This window comes from Mesorhizobium sp. B2-3-12, assembly GCF_006442205.1.
In the GTDB taxonomy this organism is placed as follows: domain Bacteria; phylum Pseudomonadota; class Alphaproteobacteria; order Rhizobiales; family Rhizobiaceae; genus Mesorhizobium.
In genome coordinates this window covers 18,884-34,560 of the sequence record NZ_VFVR01000021.1, presented here as the reverse complement: position 1 = coordinate 34,560, position 15,677 = coordinate 18,884, and the positions used below count along the sequence as shown (strand labels likewise).

The following is a 15,677-nucleotide window of genomic DNA, read 5'->3' as shown; positions in this document are numbered from 1 at the left end:
CCGCTGCCACAACCCGCTCGCGAAGATCACTGGAAAGAGGTCGAGTCATCTGATGCTGGCCTCCATTCCAGCCAGCATCTTGAATCACAAAACAGACAGATCGGGAATCCCCCGTCGATTCCATTAAGGCATGAACCGCTCTAGGGTAGAGAACGCTAAATTAACCGGAAGCGTCAACAGTGTGGTGTTCGATCAAGCACCGCAGGGGCGCCTCATGCCCGTCGTGGATGTCAAGGATGGTTCGGTCGTCCCGAAACGGGCGGCCGAAGGCATGGAACGCTCTCGCCGCATGCAAGATGAGCTGCGCGAACAAAACGAGCGCTTTTCGGCCGCCGTCGAGAACATGTCGCACGGCTTGTGCATGTTCGACGCCGACGAACGCATGATCATCTGCAACCGCAACTACATCGACATATTCCATCTCGACGCCACGGTGATGCGGCCTGGCATCGGCTTCATCGACATCCTGCGGCACAGCGTCGACCTCGGCGTCGCCTCGCAGAGCGCCGACGAGCTCTACGCCATCCGCAGGCCCTATATCGACCAGGCGAAACCTTCGACCTACGAAGAAATCCTGTCGGACGGCCATATCATTCTTATCTCGCACCGGCCGCTGGCTTCGGGCGGCTGGGTCTCGATCTACGAGGACATCACCGAACAGCGGCGCGCCGAGCAGGATCTCAAGGAGCAGCATCGCCGCTTCGACGCAGCGCTCGCCAACATGTCGCAAGGCCTGCTGATGTATGACGCCGACGGCAAGATGATCGTGCGCAACGGGCGTTTTCTGGAACTGTACAATGTCACGGCGGCCGACTTCCCGCTTGGAACGACACACCGCGAGGCGCTCGAACGATTGCTGGAACTCGGCATCTACACGAAGATCGACGTCGACAGCGAGGTCGCCAGGACCGAAGCCTGCCGGCGGGCGGGGAAAATGCACTCGACGTACCGCCATCTTGCCGACGGCAGGACGATCCTGGTCGTGCGCCAGCCGATGAGCGGCGGCGGTTGGGTGGCGACGTTCGACGACGTGACGGAACGCCGTCTGGCCGAAGAGCGCATGACCCATCTTGCGCATCACGACACGCTGACCGGGCTGCCCAACCGATCTATGTTTCGCGAACGGCTCGACCTCGCGCTGGAGGATGTGGGAGCCACGCCGCTGGCGATCTTCTCGCTCGACCTCGATCGCTTCAAGGCGGTCAACGACACCTGGGGACATCCCGCCGGTGACTGGCTGTTGAAGAGCGTGGCCGAACGACTTCAGCGTTGCCTGCGCAATGATGCGGACATGATCGCCCGTTTCGGCGGCGATGAGTTCGTCATCATCCAGTCGAACTTCAAGGGGATTGCCGATGCCGAGAAACTGGCGAAGCGCATCGTCGAAGCCATCGCAAAACCATTTCGCGACAAGAGCCGCGAGATGCATGTCGGCGTCAGCCTGGGCATCGCCGTTTTCCCCGCCGATGGCCGTGACGCCGACACGCTGCTGAAGAACGCCGACACGGCGCTCTACCGGGCGAAGAGCGAAGGGCGAAACCTCTATCGCTTCTTCGAACCTGGAATGGACGCCGTCGTGCAGGCCCGCAGAGCGCTTGAAGTCGACCTGGAGGCCGCGCTACGGCGCCACGAGTTCGATCTCGATTTCCAGCCCATCATGAACATCGCTTCGGGCGAGATCATCGGCGCGGAGGCCTTGATGCGCTGGCATTCCCCGGCGCGCGGTACTGTCGGGCCGGACAACTTCATTCCGGTCGCCGAAGAAACCGGGCTTATCGTGCCGCTTGGCGAGTGGGCACTGAGGAAAGCCTGTACGGCGGCGGCAAGCTGGCCGCCCGGTTTACGCATCGCCGTCAATGTTTCGGCGGTGCAGCTCAAAAGCAGCGGGTTTGCCCGCGACGTGATCTCGGCACTGGCTTTTTCCGGCGTGCCGGCAGGACAGCTGGAACTGGAGATCACCGAAACCGTACTGATGGACGAGAGCAAGGCCGTGCTGAAAACGCTGCGCCAGTTGCGTGAGCTCGGCATCCGCATCGCGCTTGACGATTTCGGTACCGGCTATTCCTCGCTCGGCTACCTCAGGCGTTTTCCAGTCGACAAGATCAAGATCGACCGATCATTCATTCGCGACATGGGCAACCGCGACACGGCGGCGATCGTCCGCTCCATCATCGGTCTTGCCAGCGAGCTTGGCATCGTCGTCACGGCCGAGGGTGTCGAGACCGAGAGGCAACTCGACATGCTGCGCGACAATGGCTGTGTCGAGGCGCAAGGCTATCTGATCGGCGTGCCGTCGAAGGCAGCGGATATCCAGCGCCTGTTGAAAGCGCGTGCGCCGCGCAGCCAGACCGGCTGACAGCATCGGAGCGAACTCAGTTCAGCGTTTCCAGGTATTTCTCGTGGAAGCTGACATAGCCGGGTTCGACCACCTTCAGGTGCCGCTCGATCAGCGCGTGAAACCGCGGCAGTTGATGAAAAGGCACGCCGGGATAGGCATGATGCTCGGCATGGAACGGCATGTTCCAGGCCAGCTTGCGCACCGCCCAGTTGGTCAGCGTCGTCCTGGTGTTTTCCAGCATGTTGGCGACGAACGGACAGCGGCCGTGCTCGGCAAGCAGATAGAGGCGCAGGAATGGCTGTCCCAACAGAGCGGGAATGATCCAGACATGGAGCAGCACCGTTGCGTGAAAACACACGGCAAGCGCCAGGATCACGACATAGAACGCGATCATCGCACGCGCCTCGGCGCGCACTTTGGGCAGGCCTTTTGGCGGCACATAGCTATCGTGGCAGTCCCCACGCGCGTTGATGTATAGCGTCTTGAAATGCCCCCACCACACCGGCAGGCCCGAGACGTGGACAATGTATTGCCGCAAGGTCTCAGGCTTCGGGAAGGCAAGCTCGGGGTCGTTTTCCGGATCCTGCGTGTACCGGTGGTGGGCGAAGTGGAAGTAACGGAACCAGTCGGCGGGCAGCGCGATGGCCAGGCTGCACAGCCGCGCCACGCCGTCGTTCAGCCGCTGCGTATTGAAAGCCGTGCGGTGAACCGTCTCGTGCAGCAGTGTGAACAGGAACACGATCAGGATGCCTTGCGGCAGCATCAGCAATGGCCAGAACGGCACCTTGGCCGCGATCAGCGATCCAATGATGACAATCGCGCCCAAGTGAGCGCCGAACTGGAACAGGCCCGCGACATCGGATTTGGCCGTCAGGCGATTGCGCTCTTCTGACGTCAGTGACGCGATGATGTCGCGATGGTCCATCGGCTTCGATCCAGGCTAGACAATGATGAAGATCACTCTAGTCCACGAAAAAGCTTTCCAAAAACGACGATACCTGCGACTTGGATAAGCTAAGCTTGTCTATCTGGCGATCATGGTCACATCCCCATCCCTGAAAGGCCTTCAGGCTTTCGAAGCCGCCGCACGTACGGGCAGCTTTGTCGCGGCGGCGGAAGAACTTTCGGTCTCGGCTGCCGCCGTCAGCCAGCTTATCCGCACCTTGGAGGAGCAGATGGGCCGCAAGCTGTTTCAGCGGGTCAACCGGCGCGTTGTCCTCACCGAGGCCGGCGTGGAAATGTTGCCGCGGCTGACCGTGGCTTTCCAGGAGATCGGCAGCGTCTCGCGCGAGCTGGGCGGCGATGCATTCCGCCCGCGCCTGGTGGTTTCGGTGCCGCCATCCATGGCCATGGGCTGGCTTTCGCAGCGTCTGGCCGGCTTCGTCGAAAGCCATGGCGCTGCTGACATATCGCTGCGTGGCGATGACGACCCGGTGCCTTTCGACCGCGAACTGATCGACATCAGGCTCTCCTACGGCCCGCACTACCGTGAACATCCGACCGAGGACATTGCCAGGGACGCCGTCTATCCGGTCTGCGCGCCAAAGCTTGTCGGCACCAACAAGGTAGACGGCGAGCCGCTCGCCGGGCTGCCGCTGATCCACACGGATTGGGGACCGACCGGCGCTTCGTTTCCGTCCTGGCGCAACTGGTTCGAGGCGACGAATGCCCAATCTGGCCGGGCAGTGCGGCGCGGCCTGTCGGCCAATTCATCGCGCGCGGCACTCGACCTGGCCATTTCCGGATTGGGCGTGACGCTGGCGCAAGGGATCTATTGCGCCGAAGCGGTGGAGGACGGCAGGCTGGTCCGGCCCGCCGCCGGGGCGATCGCGCTACGCCAGCCCTATTGCCTGACCATCCCTGAGCGGAGCGCCACGCGCGATGTGGTGATCGCGTTTCGCGATTGGCTTATCGGCGAATGCCGGCGCGCGGTGGGTTCGCCGGCGCTGCGTTGACCTGTCAGCTCCCGTTGTCAGAGGTGGCCGCTCAAGGCTGCCACCATGTCCTTGTTGGTCGCCACCGGCACGATCTCGAACTCGACCAGATCAGCCCATTCGATGACCCATCGCTGCAGCAGCGTGACGTCATCCGTCTCCACCAACAGGAAGCATCGGCTCATATCCGCCGCGATCCAGCTGTGATGAACGACAAGCTCATCCGGCTTCAGACGGCCTCGATCGCGGAAGCGGCGGTAGATATCCTTGCGGTCGCAGCCGGTGAAATCCTCGATCACTATGAACTGCATCTTTGCCCTCGGTTGAATTACCGTCCCGGCCGGTCCAGCCGCTCCAGGAACCACTGTGTCAGCCGCACCCAGACCTCGTCCTTCTCGCCGGAATCCTCCCAGCCATGGTCGAGATTGGGATTGTCGTTGACCTCGATGACGAAGACGCCGTCCTTGGTCTCCTTGAGGTCGACGCCGTAGAGGCCGTCGCCGATGCAGCGCGCCGCCTTGACAGCGGTTTCAACGACATGGGCCGGCGTCTCCTTCAGCGTGAAGGTCTTGATGCCGCCCTGGTCGGGCTTGCCATTGGCCTTGTGGTTGACGATCTGCCAGTGCTTCTTGGCCATCAGATAGTGTACGGCAAATAGCGGCTGGCCGCCGAGCACGCCGACGCGCCAGTCATATTCGGTCGGAATGAATTTCTGCGCGATTAGGAGGTCGGAATCCTCCAGCCATTCGGTGGCAAGCGTCTTTAGCTCCTCGAAATTGGCGCATTTCTTGACGCCGCGCGAGAACGAGGAATCCGGGATCTTCAGCACCAGCGGAAAACCCAGCGTCTGCGCCGCGAGCTCCAGATCCGAGGTGCCGGCGATCATCACCGTCGGCGGCACCGGCACCTTGTTGTAGGCCATCAGTTCGTTGAGATAGACCTTATTGGTGCAGCGGATCATCGACAGCGGGTCGTCGATGACCGGCATGCCTTCCTGCTGGGCGCGGCGGGCGAAACGGTAGGTGTGATTGGAGATCGAAGTGGTCTCGCGGATGAACAGCGCATCGTAGTTCGCCAGCTTGGCGAGGTCCTTCTTGGTGATGGGTTCGATTTCGACCCCCATCTTCTCGGCGATCTTGGCCCAGTAGCGCAGCGAGGAGATTTCCGAGGGCGGCAATTCCTCATGCGGATCGACCAGCGTGGCGAAGGTGTAGCGCGCCGGCGTGCGGCCCTTGGTGTCGCGCCACTCGCGGTTGGTGTAGGTCTCCAGGCACTGGATGAAGCTCTTTTCCTCGTCCTCGGTCATGCGCGCCAGCGGATGGAAGCCGATCTTGCGGATCGAAGCCCATTCGGCGCTGTCCTTGATGTGGACTTCGAGCGCCGGCGCCCGGAACCAGTCGAACAACAGCTTGGCAAAACGGTCCCAGACCTTGGACGGGCCGATGCCGAAGAAGATGCAGACCTTCGCCGGAAAGGTGCCGCCGAGATCCTTGCGGCATTTGTTGAGCGCCAGTTCCAGTTCCGGCAAGGCATGCTCGTAGAGCTTGCGCTCCGACAGGTCGATCATCGTCTCGACGGTCGGGATGACCTTGTGTCCGCGCGAACTCGCCAGCAGCGAGGCGTAATAGCCGCGGCTCTGGTAGCCGTAATTGTTCGACAGGTTGATAACCTTCGGCCGCTGTCCGCGGAACAGCGAGGGATGCGCGAGATAGTCGCGATTGGTGATGATCTTGTGCGGTGTCGCCACCTGGTCGAGATCGCTCTGCCTGCCGGTAAGAATGACCCAGGTCATTATCTCTTTCCCAAAGTGATGGCGGCGCGCAGTCCGTCGCGGCCGAACTGCGCCATGTTCATGAAGATGCCGTAAGGCACGGGAATGTTGGCGGCATCAAGGATGGTTTCCTGCCTTTCATCCTCGACCCACGGATCGTGGATCAGAATATGGTCGCCATCATCGCCGATGGCGAGCACCCAGTGCGGCACCTTCTTGCCGAACATCAGGAAGCCGCTGATCAGCACCAGCACCAGTTTTCCTCCGGCGAGAGCCGCCCTGATATCATCTATGGTGAACGGACGGTAATTCACCGGGATACCGTAAAGTTCCGCGCGGCGGCGAAAGTCGACCTGGGCGAGTTCCATGACCCGGCGTTTGTCCGCGCTGCGTACCGATTGCAGGAACAGCGCGCCGTAGAAGGAAACGTAGATCTCCGCCGCAAGCCCGCTTTCATAGCCCGAGACAGCCAGGCCGAATGGTTCGCAGCCGCCCGGTCCCGACATCATGAAGACGGTCGTCGCCTCGCGCCAGAGTCGGATTTCCATCACCGGGTCGGGTACGAAGCCACCATCGAAATTGGCCATGGCCATCATCAGGCAGCATGGCCCGCAGGTGAACTCGCAGGTCTGCTGGTAGAACGGCACCCTGGTGGCGACCGGAAGGTCGCCGCGCAGGGTTTTTTCGTAGCGCAGCGCCGTCGCACCGTCCTCGTAGTAACCCGGCTCGCGGCCAATCTTGCGGTAGCCGGCCTGCTCGTAGATGCGGATGGCACGGCCATTGTCCTCGCGCACTTCGAGACGCAGCATCATGCGGTCATGTTCGAAGGCGGCTTCTTCCGCCGCCGACAGCAATTGACGGCCTATGCCGAGCCTGCCGAAAAACGGGCCGACGGCTATGGAATAAAGCCGCGCCACACCACTGCCCTTGCGAAACAGCACGATCGCGTAACCGCCGACGCGGCCGTCGATTTCGGCGGCTAGCGTCTCGGCGGTCTCGCGCTCGATGAACTGACGGAAAGAGCGGCGGGAGATACGGTCGCTCGAGAACACAGCCTTCTCGATGGCGGCGAGATCATCGACGTCGGACGCGCGGGCCGTGCGGATCTCGGCAGGCATGCGGCTTGAGAAAACCTCGATTGCGTTGCGGAAACGGCCCCGGTCAAAAGCGTCGCGAACACCGGCCGAAACGCCGGCATTCATCAAGCGCTATCGCTCCTTGATTAGGGCCGAATTGTGACAGTTTCCCCGGCGGCAAGGAAGCCGGCAAGCTTTGCACGCAATCGCTGTTCTTCAAGCCAGCCGGCCGCGCAAGATCGCAACGTCTCAGCCGGCGAGACCGGCCAGAAGCTGGCCATAGGCATTCCTGGCCACGACCGCCAATTGCTCGCGCGGCAGCGAACCGACGACGGCGCAGCCATAGCCCTTGTCCAGCCAGTAGACGGCCTGCGGGCCGTCCTGCGCCGAGGCGTAGGTACCCTTGGCATTCTCGGCCGATTCCGCCGTCACGAAGAGGGATATACGCTCGCCCTTGTCGTCTTCGTAGAGCAGCATCGCCGCCTTGCTTTCACCGGCCGGCAGCAACCGGCCGCCGATCAGCTGAAAGCCGTTGGCGCTCAGATCCGGCGCCACCAGCTTCAGGCCGACCCGGTTGGACAGCCAGGTCTGCAAATGATCCTTGTCGCTGGCCGGCACTTCCACCGCATGCCGCTTCTCGGCGGCGTAGATGACATGGGCGGCGATCGCCTGTTCGGCCAGTTGATCCTCCGCCGGATCCTCCTGCCCGAAGCCGTCGATGCCGGCAAAGTAACCGCCAAATCCGCCCGTGGCGAGAAGCACGGCCGCAGCGGCGGCAAGCCACCAGCGTGAGCGTGGCACGACTGTCTTAACAGGCGCTTCGCCGAGCACCACCTTGCGCAAGCGCGCGGGAACAGGCTCATCCGGCACGCCAGCGAAGGCGGCACGCAATGCCTCGCGGTCGGCGGTGAAGCGGACGCTCCTCGCCTTCATCTCCGGATTGGCATCGAGCCATGCATCATAGGCGGCCCGCTCATCGGCCGGCAGTTCGCCGTCGAGCGCCATGTGGATGTCCCGTTCGGAAAAATCGCGGCGGATCATTTCTCGACGATCCTTATGGCGCGGCGGCGAGCCGTGTCGTCCAGCAGCCCGCGCAGTTCCTCACGCCCACGCGCGATGCGTGACATCAGCGTGCCCGCGGGCACACCCAGAATGTTGGCGGCTTCGGCATAGGAAAAGCCCTCGATGGCGACCATGACCAGGGCCGCGCGGCGATCAGGGCTGATCGCTTGCAATGCGTCGATGATCTCGCGCGAAGCAATGCCCTCCAACTGTTCGGCCGGCTGGGCAACCGCCTCGCCCGCCTCCAGCGGCAGCATCGCGGCTTCGCCGCGACGGTTCACCTTGCGCATCTGGTCGATGAACAAATGATGCATGATCGTAAACAGCCACCTCCTGGGGCTTTCTCCCGTCTGCCAGTTGTCAAGCCGCAACAGTGCACGCTCGAGGCAGTCCTGAACGAGGTCGTCGGCAGAATCACGGTCGCGCAGGAGCGAGCGTGCGTAGCGGCGCAGGCGCGGTATTTCGCCTAGGATTGCTGCCTTCTTTTCGTCCATGACCGCTGGTTCTGAGGTCGCCCTTGTTGATCCCGATAGAACGCGCCTTCCCGGCACGGCGCAAGCAGCCAGCGCGAAGCGGTCCACCGCTCCGGTCACCCAAGCAAGGAGATAACGCCGGCGGGTGCCGGTTTATTCCCGCCCGGCGATAAAACCAATGATTCGCCGGCGATTACCCTTTTTCCTTCGCCGCCCGCGTCAAAAGCCGCTGATAGAACAGGCCGATGCCGATGAGCACCGCGCCCAGGCCTATGAAGGACAGCGCCCTGAGCACGCCTTCCAGTTCCGACATGTCGAACAGGAAGACCTTCAGCACGGCAATCGCGATCAGCGCGGCCGAGGCAATGCGCAGCACCTGCGATTTCAGCCAGACGCCAGCCGTGAGCAGCGCCACGCCGATCGCCAGCCAGAGCGCCGAATAGGTATAGGTTTCCAGCTGGCCAAGGCCGCTCCACAAGCCGATGAACTCGCCCTTGAACAAGCGCCTCACCGAGAGCGTGGCATAGGCGAAGGCAAGCAACGCCGCCACCAGCGCCAGCATCGCCGAATACCATTTCGGCCGCTTGCCCCTGCTGTAGAGCGCCAGACCAGCGGCGGCGACCGCCGGCAGGAGATAGGCCAGGAACAACAGGTTGAATACCGGGATCCGGCCGGTCGATTCGTCCGTGAACAACGGATTGAGCACCAGGAAATGCTGGATGGCGACGAAGGCGACCGAGACCACGCCCACGGCCATCGAACCATAGCGCAGCACCGAGCTTGGCGAGCGCCTGTCGATGGCGATCAGGATGGCGCCGGCGCCGAAGGCGATCAGCGTGTAGATCGCCTGTTCGGCGAGCGTCGGCGCATCGCTGTTGATGACGCCGCCATGCATGGCGTGGCGCACCAGCATGGCGAGCGTCAGCAGCGCAAACAGCGCGGCCGCCGCTTCCATGGCGAGGCGCGGCCGGCCACTGGTGGTGCGAGCGAGTTGCCAGGCCGCGAAGCCGAAGGCGAGCGCCGGCACGCCATAGCCCGGCAGCAACCAGTTGAAGACCGGGGTCGTCGATAGAAACTCGGCGCCGACGATCGTCGGGTCGAAGGCGACGCGGCCCAGCACCGCGACGACGGCGGCGACTGAAATCCAGCCGAGCACGGGATAAGAGCGCCAGCGCGTGGCGAGCGCCGGCACGATTGCGGCGGCACCGAGCAGGATGGTGGTCCAGCCAGAATCAAAAGCCATGTGCAACATCAGGAGGCCTGCGACCGCCGCGCCGCCCAGGGCGAACGACACCGCCATGCCGCCCTTGAGCGGCGGCTCCTCGGCGCGCGCGATCCACTCGCCACCGGCGGCGAAGACCACGACCAGCAAGGCCGCGACGGCGGCATAGGCAAAGTCGCGGTCGAGATTGCCGTAGGTGAACCAGAGCGCCAGCAGGATGACCAGCGGCGCGACGATACCCCACGCGGCCCAACATGCGGCGCGGATCCGCGCCGATGCGGCGAAGCGGCGCGCGGCCCACAAACCGGCGGCGATGAAGACAAGGCCGAGCCCAATACCGATGCGCAGCGTCAAGGCGTTTCCGGTCGCCACCGGCAGACCGTCGAAGCCGAAATTGCCTTGCGACAAATCGGAGCCAATGGTGGTGGGTGGAATGATGCCGAGATGGATCATCACGGTCACCAGCCCGGCGGCGTGCAGCAGCGGCACCGTGCGCGGCCGGTAGAGTGCGGTGGCCACAAGGGCGACGAGAACCAGGGCGCCCGGCAAGGCATCGCCGGCGGGGACGAAGGTCGAGTCGACCGACAGGCCGAGCGCCGAAAACGCGACGAAAGCGCCCGGCACGATCGATGGCCAGTCGAAGCCATCTTTCGCAATCTCGCCTCGACTCCCCAGCCAGACAAAAGCGAGCACGGCCAGCGTGACGGCGTCGATGAACAGGATGGCGGACAGGTTCGCGCCCGGTGCGTCGGTCATGTAGAGGATGGTCCAGATGCCGGTGCCGAAAAAGGCGGCCGCCATCAACGCTTTCCAGTCGCGCACGCGGGCGATGACGCCGGTGGCGGCGAGCACGATGGCGAGGTAGCCGAACAGCGCCCAGACATTTGGCGCGGTCGAGGCAACCAGCGCCGGCGTTGCCATGGCGCCGACGAGGCCGATGCCGGCCAGGGCCTGGCCGTGGACAAGAGCGGCGGCGAGCGTCGCGACGCCGATGGCGCCAAGCAGCGTGAATGCGAGTGCTGGCCCGATGAAGCCGTAAATGCCATGTGCGGCATAGACGGTGCCGAACAGGATGAAGGCACCGGCTGCCGTCAGGATCGCCGGAATATAGGCGCCGGCAACACCTTGCACGGGCACCTTGAAGCCGGTGCGACGAATGAACTCGCCGCCGGCGACGAGCACAAGCCCGAGCACCGCCGCCATGGTGAGGCGCACGCCGGGTCCGAAAATGCCGGCCTCGATGGTGTAACGGATGAGGAACAAGCCGCCCAGCGCCAGCGCAATGCCGCCGACCCAGACCGCCCAACGTGTGCCCAGCGCGGTTTCGACGTCGGACTGGCGAGCAGCCTTGGCGACCACGGCCGGCGCGGCCTCTGGCGTTTTCGGCGTTGCCTCGGCTGCGCTCCATGGACCGGGCACACTCTCCTCGGCCGGAATTTCCGCCTCCGTGGCCTGTATCAGCGCGGGCACCGGCTCGCTGGTTGCAGGCTCGCTGACTACCGGCGGGGCGATATCGGCAGCATGCGCCGTCACCGGCGCCGTGTCGGCCTTGCCCTCGGCCGCATCCTGTTCCGGCTTGACCGTGGGCGGCATCGCGCCCGAAAGCACGAGACTGCGCAGCGCGCCAAGCTCGCGCTCGATCAGGCCGATGCGGCTCTGCTGACGCGAAATGATGACGAACAAGGCGATGATGGCGACAAGGCCGATCAGGCTTTCAAACATGGCGGTTCCCCCAAACCAGGCCAGTCTTCACTGACGTTCGTCTCACTGACATTCAAATGCGGCGGCCAAACGGCTGAAAACTCAACGTGCCGCCAGATTGGCGGCTGGAAATATCGAACATGTCTCGGTGCCGAAAGCCAGCAGTTTGCCGCCGGCATCCTTCAGCGTTGCTTCCGAAACGGCAAGCGTGCGGCCCTTGTGGACCACCTTGCCTTCGCAAACGACTTCGCCGGTCCCGGGTGTGATCGGCCGCGTGAGGTTCACCTTGAACTCCGCCGTCGTGTAGGCCTCGCCCTTTTCGAGCAACGTCTGCACGGCGCAGCCCAAGGCCGAATCGAGCAGCGTCGCGGCCCAGCCGCCATGCACGCCCCCCAACGGGTTGAGATGACGTTCGTTCGGCATGCCCCGGAACACGGCGCGGCCTTCCGATACTTCGGTCAGCGCGAAGCTGAGCTGGAAGGAGATCGGCGGCGCCGGGTATTTGCCGTCGATGATTCGCTGCAGCAATTCCAGGCCGGTGTATTCCAGGATGTCGGCATGAGGAATGGTGCCAAGACCGAGCGGCGAGACCCGGCCGGGATAGAGTTCGACCTCACTCATCTGACGATTTCCCTGGCCGCGTCCTCCACGGCGATGGGCTGGTGTGTCGCGTGGTGCTTGCGCAGCGCCGCAAGAAAGCCGGCGCGGGCGTCGGGCTGCTCGATGCCGCGCGGCTCGTAGACGTGGCGGGTGAAGAAAAACCCGGTCAAGCGGAAGGCGTCGGCGATCGCCGCCCGATCCGCGCGCAGGCCGGAGCCGCGCTGCAGGAAGGCCGGCAGCGCCAGCATCTTGTCGTGCCACGGCGCCCCGGCTTCACGCGACACCGCGCGTCCCGACTTCGGCGAGACATAGGCCAAATCCTGTTTGGTGCCGGTGGCGGCGCATTGGCTGAGATCGAGGCCAAAGCCGAGTTCATCGAGAATCAGGAGTTCGAAACGCGCTACCAGTTCGCCGGCGGCATCGGCATCGTCGAGATGGACGATCATCACCGAAAGCGCCTCGTAGAGGCCGCCATGGGCGTCGCGCTCGGGCAGCAGGCGCAGATGCGCCGCCATCGTCTGAAGGCCGTAGACGGCGACGGCACTGTCCATCAGCCGGGCGGCATTCATCTCGATCGCTTCGGCCTGGAAGGTGCCCAGATGCTCGTCAAGCCGTGCCCGCCACAAGAGATCGACGCGATTGCCGGGCTGGAGAACGGGCTGCTGCTTGCGCGAACGGCCACCGCGCACGAGGCCGAGATGGCGGCCATGGGCGCGCGTCATCACCTCGAGAATGGCGCTGGTTTCGCCATGCTTGCGGGTGCCGAGAATGATTCCCTCGTCGCGCCATTCCATGCCCAGAGCTTTTCACCGATCGGGTGGCGAAATCAAGGTATGGGCGGGCGCCCGTGCCAGCTCTCGCGACAACGCATAAAAACCGCCCGCAGCAATACGCTGCGGGCGGCCTGGTAAGGTCAGTCGATCGATTAGAAGTTGCGCTGGAAGCGGACGATGCCGCCCACGCTGTCCTTCTTGTCGGCCTTGGACCAGTTGCCGTAGACCGACGGGTTGCCGTAGTTGCCGTAGTGATCCCAGTCGACTTCGGTCGTGATCGTGAAGCCCGGGACGATGGTGTAGGCGACGTTCGCGGCAAGAGCGTAGTTCTTGTCGTCGTCAGCGGAAGCCTGGACGTTGAACGACGTCTTCTCGTTGAACTTGTAGGTACCGCCACCCCAGACGGCCCAGTTGCCGCCCCACGGCTTGTACTGGCTACGGCCATGTGCATCGATGGCATTGTGGGCGTCGTCCGTGAGGTTGTCGTCCGTGCCGTAGCCGCCCATGATGAACAGCGACAGTTCCTTGGTGACGTTGACATCCAGGCGAACCTTGCCGGCCACTTCCTCATAGTTGCTGTCGTAGGCGACGACGCCGGTGATCGCACCCCAGTCGCCCTTGTACTTCAAGCCGCCGACGACATGCGGAACATAGCTGTCGATCGTGTTGGCACCAGTGCCTTCTTCGAGCGAGACCACGCCCGTGAAGCCGCTGCCAGCGTCGAAATAGTACTGGACGACATTGGTGTCCTTGATGCCATAGGGGATGATCGTATCCTGGATGACGTTGCCGGCATAACCGATGAACTGGTCGTATGCCGTTTCATCCTTACCGACGCGCAGGCCACCGAGCTGGATCCAGGCGAAGTTGAGGCTGGTGGTCTTGTTGCCGGCCTGCCAGCCGGCGCCGCCACCTGTGTAGTCGCCAGAGGAGTTGCCGAACTGGAAGCGGGTTTCGGTGAAGGTCTTCAGCGTACCGAGCTCGGTTTCCTGGCCGGTATAGGTCCGGAGCGTGAAGCGCATGTTCTTGTAGTAGGTGTCGTGGTTTCCGTCGTCCATGTGGTCGCCAACGTTGTTGACGCCATCCAGCGTGCCGGAATCGCCGACGCCAATGTCATAGCGGAGGTAACCGCCGATGCGCAGGCAGGTTTCGGTGCCGGGGATGTAGAAGTAGCCGGCGCCGTAGACGTCGCAGATCTTGACGTATTCGGCCGGTTCCGGTTCGGCGACGACGACCGCGTCCGCGGCGCGCGCGCCGGACACCGCGATCAAAGCCGCGGCTGAGCCGAGAAGGAGGCTCTTGATGTTCATTTTCTGACCTCTCCAGTCAAGTTTGAAAAATGGCTTCTGAATTGTGGCTGGCGGATATGTTTTCCCGCCTCACCCCCACAATGAAAAAAGGCTCGCACCGCGTCCCGTTTTCGCGGCGAACATACCCACCAATCTTCCGCCTTCAATGACAATTCCACAAATATGCCGGATTCCGACCACAGATTAAATCCGTGTTGCACAAATAACACAAGCCCTATCTCCCTACCCGTCAAGCTGGCACAAATGGCACATCGTCATTTTTATGTAGCAATTCCAGTGTTATTATACGAATTTTCTATAATAGTGTGATTTATTCTTATGTTGTAAAGCAATTATCGCGAAATACCTGACAGATTCCAGGAATTTTCTTATTCGTACATAAGATCTCTAAGATAAATATGGGCGGCGCTCGGCGGTCAACGCACCCCAGCGGGATCCCCAAAGGATTGCACCCAGCAGCAACTCTTGATGCGTCCGGAACTCAGTCCAATGCAGGCGGCGAACGCTTTGCCTCACGCCTCGCGCTCGATCAGCACCGCATCGACCACTCGCCACGCTTCCGCGGTCTCGGCTGGCGCGATCTCTATCTGTCCGGCGGCGGTGATCAGTGCCTTCCAAAGCGCCCAGCCGCGTCCGCGCGCCCAGGTCGCTTGATCTGCCGCCATGCTGGCGCGAAAAATGTTTCGGCTTTCGCCGTCGAACAGCGTCCAGGCAATTGCCAGGTCGCAGGAGTGATCGCCGACACCGCAGGTGCCGAAATCGATCACCGCGCTCAACCTGCCTTTTCGTCCAAAAGGTTGCCCTGGCTGACATCGCCATGGAACCACACGGGCGGACCTTTCCAGGCGGCGGCAAGGGCCACCTCCCGGACCGCGGTGGCGGCATCGGCATCGATGCGGTTGCCGAGTGTCGAGATCGCTTGCATGGTCTCGCCGTCTTAGACGGTGAGCGGCCCGCCGCGAAAGAAATTGTGCTGCCCTGGCGCCGGCCCGTCTGTCGCGTCCATGCATTTCAACGCAGCCAGGAACCGAGCCAGGTCCGCCGCGAATTCCGACAGATTTGCGATTCGTTCCCGTTTCGCGGTCTCCCCTCGATCCAGCCATACACGGACCATCGCCAGGGATAGCTCTCGGCCGGAACGCCCATTGCCAGCGGTACGGGTATGGGCAGCGGCAACAGCGGCGCCAATTTCGGCAGCCAGCTGTGCTCCTTTTCCACTTGCAGGGAATAAGCGGCGGGCGCTCGGCCACCGCACGGTCATCTCGTCGCCGAGATGAAAGGTCCTGTTGTGACAGCCGCCAAAATCAACCGGCCTGACCGCAAGATTCTTCCAATGCGGGAATTGCTCGGCAATCAGGCGGCGCACCAAGGCGACATCAATCGCGACCTCAAGCATGATCTTTCCCGAAAACAGACC

At 62.9% G+C, this 15,677-nt stretch carries 12 protein-coding genes and 1 pseudogene; 2 read left to right on the top strand and 11 right to left on the bottom strand.

The genetic code is table 11. From position 1 onward, the window contains the following. The first annotated feature begins 214 nt into the window (after positions 1-214). The gene (locus FJ948_RS29310; protein ID WP_140710672.1) at positions 215-2,356 is read left to right on the top strand and encodes an EAL domain-containing protein; all 2,142 of its coding nucleotides are present in this window, start codon (positions 215-217) and stop codon (positions 2,354-2,356) included. Between the two features lie 16 nt (positions 2,357-2,372). On the opposite strand, the gene FJ948_RS29305 is transcribed toward FJ948_RS29310, so the two are convergent. Beyond that, positions 2,373-3,263 carry a fatty acid desaturase family protein gene (locus FJ948_RS29305; protein ID WP_140710670.1) on the bottom strand — a complete coding sequence of 297 codons (891 nt, stop codon included), beginning with the start codon at positions 3,261-3,263 and terminating at the stop codon, positions 2,373-2,375. Positions 3,264-3,375: 112 nt separating this feature from the next. Here FJ948_RS29305 and FJ948_RS29300 point away from each other — a divergent pair, with 112 nt between their 5' ends. After that, the gene (locus FJ948_RS29300) at positions 3,376-4,293 is read left to right on the top strand and encodes a LysR substrate-binding domain-containing protein (RefSeq protein ID WP_140710668.1); all 918 of its coding nucleotides are present in this window, start codon (positions 3,376-3,378) and stop codon (positions 4,291-4,293) included. Between the two features lie 17 nt (positions 4,294-4,310). Here FJ948_RS29300 and FJ948_RS29295 read toward each other — a convergent pair whose 3' ends face one another. From FJ948_RS29295 to FJ948_RS29250, 10 genes and pseudogenes are all read right to left on the bottom strand, one after another. Then, positions 4,311-4,583, bottom strand: coding sequence for a DUF3303 family protein (locus tag FJ948_RS29295; protein ID WP_140710666.1), 273 nt, complete (start codon positions 4,581-4,583; stop codon positions 4,311-4,313). A gap of 17 nt (positions 4,584-4,600) precedes the next feature. Beyond that, the gene (locus tag FJ948_RS29290; RefSeq protein ID WP_140710664.1) at positions 4,601-6,064 is read right to left on the bottom strand and encodes a RimK family protein; all 1,464 of its coding nucleotides are present in this window, start codon (positions 6,062-6,064) and stop codon (positions 4,601-4,603) included. Beyond that, positions 6,064-7,161: a GNAT family N-acetyltransferase/peptidase C39 family protein gene (locus FJ948_RS29285; RefSeq protein ID WP_140710676.1), complete on the bottom strand. Its 1,098-nt coding sequence runs from the start codon at positions 7,159-7,161 to the stop codon at positions 6,064-6,066. Before FJ948_RS29285 ends, FJ948_RS29290 begins: the two co-directional genes overlap by 1 nt. A 207-nt stretch (positions 7,162-7,368) precedes the next feature. Next, positions 7,369-8,160 (bottom strand): anti-sigma factor, encoded by a 792-nt coding sequence (locus FJ948_RS29280; protein WP_140710662.1) that lies wholly within the window; start codon positions 8,158-8,160, stop codon positions 7,369-7,371. Next, positions 8,157-8,675, bottom strand: coding sequence for an RNA polymerase sigma factor (locus tag FJ948_RS29275; protein ID WP_140710660.1), 519 nt, complete (start codon positions 8,673-8,675; stop codon positions 8,157-8,159). Before FJ948_RS29275 ends, FJ948_RS29280 begins: the two co-directional genes overlap by 4 nt. Positions 8,676-8,847: 172 nt before the next feature. Beyond that, complete coding sequence (locus FJ948_RS29270; RefSeq protein WP_140710658.1) at positions 8,848-11,598, bottom strand: DUF2339 domain-containing protein; 2,751 nt, start codon at positions 11,596-11,598, stop codon at positions 8,848-8,850. Positions 11,599-11,679: 81 nt separating this feature from the next. Continuing rightward, positions 11,680-12,198 (bottom strand): PaaI family thioesterase, encoded by a 519-nt coding sequence (locus FJ948_RS29265; RefSeq protein WP_140710656.1) that lies wholly within the window; start codon positions 12,196-12,198, stop codon positions 11,680-11,682. After that, positions 12,195-12,971 (bottom strand): DNA repair protein RecO, encoded by a 777-nt coding sequence (gene recO, locus FJ948_RS29260; RefSeq protein ID WP_140710654.1) that lies wholly within the window; start codon positions 12,969-12,971, stop codon positions 12,195-12,197. The genes FJ948_RS29265 and recO overlap by 4 nt, the downstream gene beginning before the upstream one ends. 131 nt (positions 12,972-13,102) lie before the next feature. Beyond that, complete coding sequence (locus FJ948_RS29255; protein WP_140710652.1) at positions 13,103-14,260, bottom strand: porin; 1,158 nt, start codon at positions 14,258-14,260, stop codon at positions 13,103-13,105. 512 nt (positions 14,261-14,772) lie between these two features. Continuing rightward, positions 14,773-15,656, bottom strand: a pseudogene (locus tag FJ948_RS29250) (aminoglycoside phosphotransferase family protein). Positions 15,657-15,677: the final 21 nt, after the last annotated feature.